Genomic DNA, 6,466 nt, shown 5'->3' with positions numbered 1-6,466 from the left:
GAGATCGCGCGGCACGTACACGCGCTCGACGGGCGCCAGGCGAGCGGATGCGGCGGCGGGGGTGGCGCCGGCCTCGGCGTGGCCGAGGGTCGTGCGCACCGTGATGCCGTGCTCGGCGAGGTTGGCCACGATGTCGTGGGCCACGGATCGGGCCAGCGCGGTGTGGAAGATGTCGTCGGTGTCGGCGGAGCTGCGCCGCGTGATCGCGAACGATCCGAGCGGACCGAAGTTCTCCATCAGGGTCTGGCTGACCAGCTCGTACAGGCGCTCCGGGCTGACCGTGCTCTCCCGTGCCGCCTTCGCGCGTCGTCTCCACCCGATCATCGCTGCTCCCTTCGCGCCTGCCGCTGTGTGAACAGTGTGCGTCCCCTGCGTTGCCGGTGAAGCTCGACACGCCGGGGTGCGGTCTCCGATTCCCTGATTAGGCTGGAATTTCCCATGGCGGGCGACCGCCCGCCCCGAACCGGGACGAAGAAGGGAACCCATGTCCGTCGAACGAAGCTGGATCGCCCTCGCGATCGCTTCCATGTCCGCCCTGGTCATCGCGCTGGCGCTGACCGCCCTCGTGGCTCTGATCATCCGGCTCGCGGCTCGTCGCAGGCGCTGGCCGAACGCCCTCGTGAAGAGGGCGCGCATCCCGTTCCGGGTCTTCCTCGTGGTGGTGCTGCTGTGGGTGGCGGTGGCCGTCACGGCCCCGGCGGGGGAGTGGATGCCGGCGGTCAACCAGGCGTTCCTGATCGCCACGATCGGCGTCGGGGCCTGGCTGGTCTGCGCCCTGGCGATGTTCCTGGAAGACGTCGCCCTCGCCCGATACACGATCGACCGCCCGAACAACCGGATCGCCCGCCGGTTGCGCACCCAGGTGCTCATCCTGCGCCGGCTCGGCATGGCCGCGGTGATCGTGATCGCCGTCGGCGCCATCCTGCTCACCTTCCCGGGAGCGCAGGCGGTGGGCACCAGCGTGCTGGCGAGTGCCGGTGTGGTGTCGATCATCGCGGGCCTCGCCGCCCAGTCGACCCTCGGCAACGTGTTCGCCGGCATGCAGATCGCGTTCAGCGACGCCGTGCGGGTCGACGACGTGGTGATCGTCGAGAACGAGTGGGGCCGGATCGAGGAGATCACCCTCACCTACGTGGTGGTGCACATCTGGGATGACCGGCGGATGGTGCTGCCGAGCACCTACTTCACCTCGAAGCCGTTCCAGAACTGGACCCGTCGCAACTCCGAACTGCTCGGCTCGGTGGAGTTCGACCTCGACTGGCGCGTGACGCCGGGCGAGATGCGGGACGAGCTCGCGCGCATCCTGACCCGCACCGACCTCTGGGACCAGCGGGTGAGCGTGCTGCAGGTGACGGATGCGGTGGGCGGCTTCGTGCGCGTGCGCATCCTGGTGACCGCGATCGATGCGCCGACCCTGTTCGACCTGCGCTGCTTCATCCGCGAGGAGATGGTGGCGTGGCTCTACCGCAGCAGCCCGCAGTCGGTTCCGCGCACCCGGGTGCGGATGGTGGAGGAGGAGACCGATATCTCGCGGCCGCCGCACACGGGAGACCACGACGCCTCCGCGCTGTTCCACGGCGACCACGGTGCCGAGGGGCGGGCGAGTCAGTTCACGGGGCCGATCCAGACGGCCCGGTAGTGCCGGTGGGCAGGGGGCTGATCGGCGGGGACTAGTCCGCGGGCGGGGCCGGGGGAGCGGGAGGCGCCTTGGGCCGGCGCGGCGTCGCGGGTGAGGGCGTGTCGGTGGTGCCGCTCTCCTCGAACGGGCGCGGCGGCCAGGAGAACCGCGGCGACTCGCCGTTCTTCGCCAGGTACAGCTGAGCGGCGCGGGTGCCGAACCAGAGGAAGCGCACCAGCAGGAAGAGCAGCCCCAGCACGATCACGAGCGCCACGGCCCCCGCCACGACGGAGAACACGCTCGAGAGCAGCCCGAAGATCAGCGGGAGCCCGCCCCCGTCATGGAACACCTCAGGACTCCTCGAGCTCGCGGGCGTCTTCGTCGTTCTGCATCACGCTGCCGACGGCGAGCGCGACGGTGATGGCCCAGCTCACCCAGAGCAGGATGAGGCGCCAGTCGCGCGGGCCCTTGCGGGTGGCCTGCACGGCCGAGACGCCGCCGATGACCGCGCCGATGATGCTGCTGTTCAGGATGTATTTGCGCACGCTGACTCCGTCTTGTCCGATGGTGGCCTCTACGCTACCCCGGGCGGCGCTCAGGTGCCCCCTGGTAGTCTGGCGGCTGGACGACCGGGGCGGATTCGGCTGAATCCGTGTGCACCGGAGACACCGAACGGACTCATGCCTTCCACCGACAGACCCCATTCCGACAGCTCCGGCGCCGCGCCCGTCTTCGGGGAGTTCCCCTTCGTCGTGGTCTCGAATCGCCTGCCGATCGACCGCACGACGGATGCCGACGGCAATCCGTCCTTCCGCACCTCGCCCGGCGGCCTCGTGGCCGCCCTCGAACCGGTGATGCAGGAGGCCGACGGCGCCTGGATCGGCTGGACCGGCAGCGCCGACGACGAGACCGAGCCGTTCGCGCACGACGGCATCCACCTCATCCCGGTCGCCCTCTCGGAGAACGAGGTCGAGTTCTACTACGAGGGCTTCTCGAACGACACCCTCTGGCCGCTCTACCACGACGTGATCGCCCCTCCGGCATATCACCGCGAGTGGTGGGAGAGCTACGTGATCGTGAATCAGCGGTTCGCCGACCGCGCCGCGGCCGCGACATCCGAGGGTGGCACCGTGTGGGTGCAGGACTACCAGCTGCAGCTCGTGCCGAAGATGCTGCGCGAGCAGCGCCCCGACCTGACCATCGGCTTCTTCAACCACATTCCTTTTCCGGCATACGGCATCTACTCGCAGCTGCCCTGGCGCAGCCAGATCCTCGAGGGCCTGCTCGGCGCCGACGTGATCGGCTTCCAGCGCACCGCGGATGCCGGCAACTTCTCCCGCGCCGTGCGGCGCCTGCTCGGCTACCAGACCAAGGGCACGGTCATCGATGTGCCGCTCCGGGCGGATGCCGACGTGGCCAGTGCGAAGCACCGCATCTCGCACGTGGGAGACGACAAGCTCGCGCGAACCGTGGTCGCGAAGGCGTTCCCGATCTCGATCGACGCCGCCCGCTACGAAGAACTGGCCCGCCGCCCCGACATCCAGGCCCGGGCGCGGGAGATCCGCGAGGGGCTCGGCAATCCGAAGGTCGTCATGCTCGGCGTCGACCGGCTCGACTACACCAAGGGCATCGGGCACCGGCTGAAGGCCTTCGGCGAACTGCTGGCCGACGGCACGGTGAAGGTCGAAGACGTCACGCTCGTGCAGGTGGCGAGCCCGAGCCGTGAGCGCGTGCAGACCTATCAGACGCTGCGCGACGAGATCGAGCTGACGGTCGGCCGCATCAACGGCGACTACAGCACCATCAGCCACACCGCCATCAGCTACCTGCACCACGGCTACCCGCGCGAGGAGATGGTGGCGCTCTACCTCGCCGCCGACGTGATGCTCGTGACGGCCCTCCGCGACGGCATGAACCTGGTGGCCAAGGAGTACGTGGCCTCCCGCTTCGACAACAACGGCGTGCTGGTGCTGAGCGAGTTCGCCGGCGCCTCCGACGAGCTGCGGACGGCACTGCGGGTGAACCCGCACGACATCGAGGGTCTGAAGGAGTCGATCCTGCAGGCCATGGACATGCCGGCGGCCGAGAGGGCGCGGCGGATGCGCGCCATGCGCAAGCGCGTGCAGGAGTTCGACGTGGCGCGCTGGTCGTCGTCGTTCCTCGAGACGCTCACCACGCCCTCCCACGATCTCTCCCTGCCGAAGGGCAATTCGCGCGATCACCGCACCCGGATGCAGGCCAGGGCCGAAGAGCGCCGCACGACGCAGGAGGACGAGCGATGACTCCCGAGCTGAGCGCCGCGATCGATCGTCTGGCCGCCACCTCGCACCTTCTCGTCGCCTTGGACTTCGACGGCACCCTGGCGCCCGAGGTCGACGACCCCGAAGAGGCCAGGGCGCTGCCCGAGGCCCGCGACGCGATGCTGCGCCTGCTCGCGCTGCCCGACACCACGCTCGCGCTGGTCTCCGGCCGCGCGATGGCGAGCCTCGAGCACGTCAGCGAGTTGCCGGCCGGCGCGCTTCTGGTGGGCTCGCACGGTGTCGAAGAGCGCTTCGACGGAGAGGTGCGGCTCGCGATCGACGCCGAGGAACAGGGCGTGCTGGCGCGGTTGCACGAGGTGCTGGAATCCGTGGCATCCGCCACCGAGGGCGCCTGGATCGAGGTCAAGCCCGCCGGCTTCGCCCTGCACACGCGGCTCTCGGCGCCCGACGCGGCTCAGGATGCGCAGTCGCGCGCGCGGGCCGAGGCGGCGGCGATCAGCGACTCGCTCACCGTGCGGGCCGGCAAGAACGTGCTCGAGTTCTCGGTGCGGGGCACCACGAAGGGCGAGGGAGTCGACCGCCTGCGCGAGTACACCGGTGCCACCGGAGTGCTGTTCGGGGGCGACGACGTGACCGACGAAGACGGCTTCCGGGCGCTGCGGCCGGGCGACATCGGGCTGCGCAGCGGATCGGGCGACACGGTCGCCGAGTTCCGGGTCGACGGCCCGCTCGAGGTCGCGGCGGTGCTCGACGCGCTCGCCTCCCGCCGCTCCGTCCTGTACACCACAGGCACCCGCTGACACGGGAGTTCTCCCCAGGCCGCACATCCGTGCAAGAACACCCCTCCGACGGTTCTAAACTCGTAACATGCCGGAAATAGACATCAAGCCGCGTAGCCGCACCGTCACCGACGGAATCGAAGCCCTGACCTCGCGGGGCATGCTCCGCGGCGTCGGCATGGGCGACGGCGACTGGGAGAAGCCCCAGATCGGCATCGCGAGCTCGTGGAACGAGATCACGCCCTGCAACCTCTCGCTCGAGCGCCTCGCCCGCGCCTCGAAGGAGGGCGTGCACGCCGGTGGCGGGTACCCGCTGCAGTTCGGCACCATCTCGGTCTCCGACGGCATCTCGATGGGCCACGAGGGCATGCACTTCTCGCTGGTCTCGCGCGAGGTCATCGCCGACTCGGTCGAGACCGTCATGATGGCCGAGCGCCTCGACGGCTCGGTGCTGCTGGCCGGCTGCGACAAGTCGCTGCCCGGCATGCTGATGGCCGCGGCCCGGCTCGACCTGGCCTCGGTGTTCCTCTATGCCGGCTCGATCGCGCCCGGCTGGGTGAAGCTCTCCGACGGCACCGAGAAAGACATCACGATCATCGACTCCTTCGAGGCCGTCGGTGCCGTGCGCGCCGGCCGCATGTCGATGGAGGATGCGCACCGCATCGAGTGCGCCTTCGCCCCCGGCGAGGGCTCGTGCGGCGGCATGTACACCGCCAACACGATGGCGAGCGCGGCCGAGGCCATGGGCATGAGCCTGCCCGGCTCGGCGTCGCCCGCCGCGGCCGACCGCCGCCGCGACTACTTCGCGCACCGCTCCGGCGAGGCCGTGGTCGAGATGCTGCGTCTGGGTCTCACAGCCCGCGACATCATCACCAAGAAGTCGCTCGAGAACGCGATCGCCGTGGGCATGGCCTTCGGCGGCTCCACCAACCTGGTGCTGCACCTGCTGGCCATCGCGGCCGAGGCCGAGGTCGAGCTCACCCTGGCCGACTTCAACAAGATCGGCGACAAGGTGCCGCACATCGGCGACCTCAAGCCCTTCGGCCGCTTCGTGATGAACGACGTCGACCGCCACGGCGGCGTGCCGGCCGTGATGAAGGCGCTGCTCGACGAAGGCCTGCTGCACGGCGACGCGATGACCGTCACCGGCAAGACGGTGGAGGAGAACCTCGCGGCGATGGACATCGCGCCGCTGGACGGCGAGGTGCTGCGCCCCCTCTCCAACCCCATCCACAAGTCCGGCGGCCTGACGGTGCTGCAGGGCTCCTTCGCCCCCGAGGGTGCCGTGGTGAAGTCGGCCGGTTTCGACGCCGACGTGTTCGAGGGCCCGGCGCGGGTGTTCGAGCGGGAGCGCGCGGCGATGGATGCTCTCACCGAGGGCCGCATCAACGCCGGCGACGTCGTGGTCATCCGCTACGAGGGCCCCAAGGGCGGCCCCGGCATGCGTGAGATGCTCGCCATCACCGCGGCCATCAAGGGCGCGGGCCTCGGCAAAGATGTACTACTATTGACAGACGGCAGATTCTCAGGCGGCACAACCGGCCTGTGCATCGGCCACATAGCACCCGAAGCGGTCGACGCAGGTCCGATCGCCTTCGTGCGCGATGGTGATCTAATACGGGTCGATATCGCCGCTCGCTCGCTCGACCTACTGGTCGATGAGGCAGAGCTGGAATCCCGCCGAGACGGCTGGGCCCCCCTTCCCCCGCGCTATACCCGTGGCGTTCTCGCGAAGTACTCCAAGCTGGTGCATTCCGCCGCCGTCGGCGCGATCACCGGTTAGTACTGAGCATCCATCACTCGTGCTT

The 6,466-nt window shown here is 69.6% G+C and carries 7 protein-coding genes; 4 read left to right on the top strand and 3 right to left on the bottom strand.

What is annotated here, in order from left to right:
• A partial coding sequence (locus Q0D75_RS15150; RefSeq protein ID WP_291055123.1) for a hypothetical protein occupies positions 1-324 on the bottom strand: 324 nt, incomplete at its 3' end.
• A gap of 160 nt (positions 325-484) precedes the next feature.
• Here Q0D75_RS15150 and Q0D75_RS15145 point away from each other — a divergent pair.
• Positions 485-1,639, top strand: a complete 1,155-nt coding sequence (locus tag Q0D75_RS15145; RefSeq protein WP_291055120.1) for a mechanosensitive ion channel domain-containing protein — start codon at positions 485-487, stop codon at positions 1,637-1,639.
• A 31-nt stretch (positions 1,640-1,670) separates the two neighbouring features.
• On the opposite strand, the gene Q0D75_RS15140 is transcribed toward Q0D75_RS15145, so the two are convergent.
• Positions 1,671-1,967, bottom strand: a complete 297-nt coding sequence (locus Q0D75_RS15140; RefSeq protein ID WP_291055117.1) for a hypothetical protein — start codon at positions 1,965-1,967, stop codon at positions 1,671-1,673.
• 1 nt (position 1,968) lies between these two features.
• Entirely contained in the window at positions 1,969-2,163 is a 195-nt protein-coding gene (locus Q0D75_RS15135; protein WP_291055113.1) for a hypothetical protein, read from the bottom strand.
• Positions 2,164-2,298: 135 nt separating this feature from the next.
• Here Q0D75_RS15135 and otsA point away from each other — a divergent pair, with 135 nt between their 5' ends.
• From otsA to ilvD, 3 genes are all read left to right on the top strand, one after another.
• Positions 2,299-3,900, top strand: coding sequence for an alpha,alpha-trehalose-phosphate synthase (UDP-forming) (otsA, locus tag Q0D75_RS15130; RefSeq protein ID WP_291055110.1), 1,602 nt, complete (start codon positions 2,299-2,301; stop codon positions 3,898-3,900).
• Complete coding sequence (gene otsB, locus Q0D75_RS15125; RefSeq protein WP_291055107.1) at positions 3,897-4,679, top strand: trehalose-phosphatase; 783 nt, start codon at positions 3,897-3,899, stop codon at positions 4,677-4,679. The genes otsA and otsB overlap by 4 nt, the downstream gene beginning before the upstream one ends.
• Before the next feature lie 67 nt (positions 4,680-4,746).
• Positions 4,747-6,441 carry a dihydroxy-acid dehydratase gene (ilvD, locus tag Q0D75_RS15120; RefSeq protein ID WP_291055105.1) on the top strand — a complete coding sequence of 565 codons (1,695 nt, stop codon included), beginning with the start codon at positions 4,747-4,749 and terminating at the stop codon, positions 6,439-6,441.
• Positions 6,442-6,466: the final 25 nt, after the last annotated feature.

Source organism: Herbiconiux sp., assembly GCF_023264855.1.
In the GTDB taxonomy this organism is placed as follows: domain Bacteria; phylum Actinomycetota; class Actinomycetes; order Actinomycetales; family Microbacteriaceae; genus Herbiconiux.
This window is presented reverse-complemented; position numbering and strand designations above follow the sequence as displayed.

Coding starts and splice junctions, on each gene's coding strand:
- Q0D75_RS15145 (WP_291055120.1), top strand. CDS start 485: ATGTCCGTCGAACGAAGCTGGATCGCCCTCGCGATCGCTTCCATGTCC.
- otsA (WP_291055110.1), top strand. CDS start 2,299: ATGCCTTCCACCGACAGACCCCATTCCGACAGCTCCGGCGCCGCGCCC.
- otsB (WP_291055107.1), top strand. CDS start 3,897: ATGACTCCCGAGCTGAGCGCCGCGATCGATCGTCTGGCCGCCACCTCG.
- ilvD (WP_291055105.1), top strand. CDS start 4,747: ATGCCGGAAATAGACATCAAGCCGCGTAGCCGCACCGTCACCGACGGA.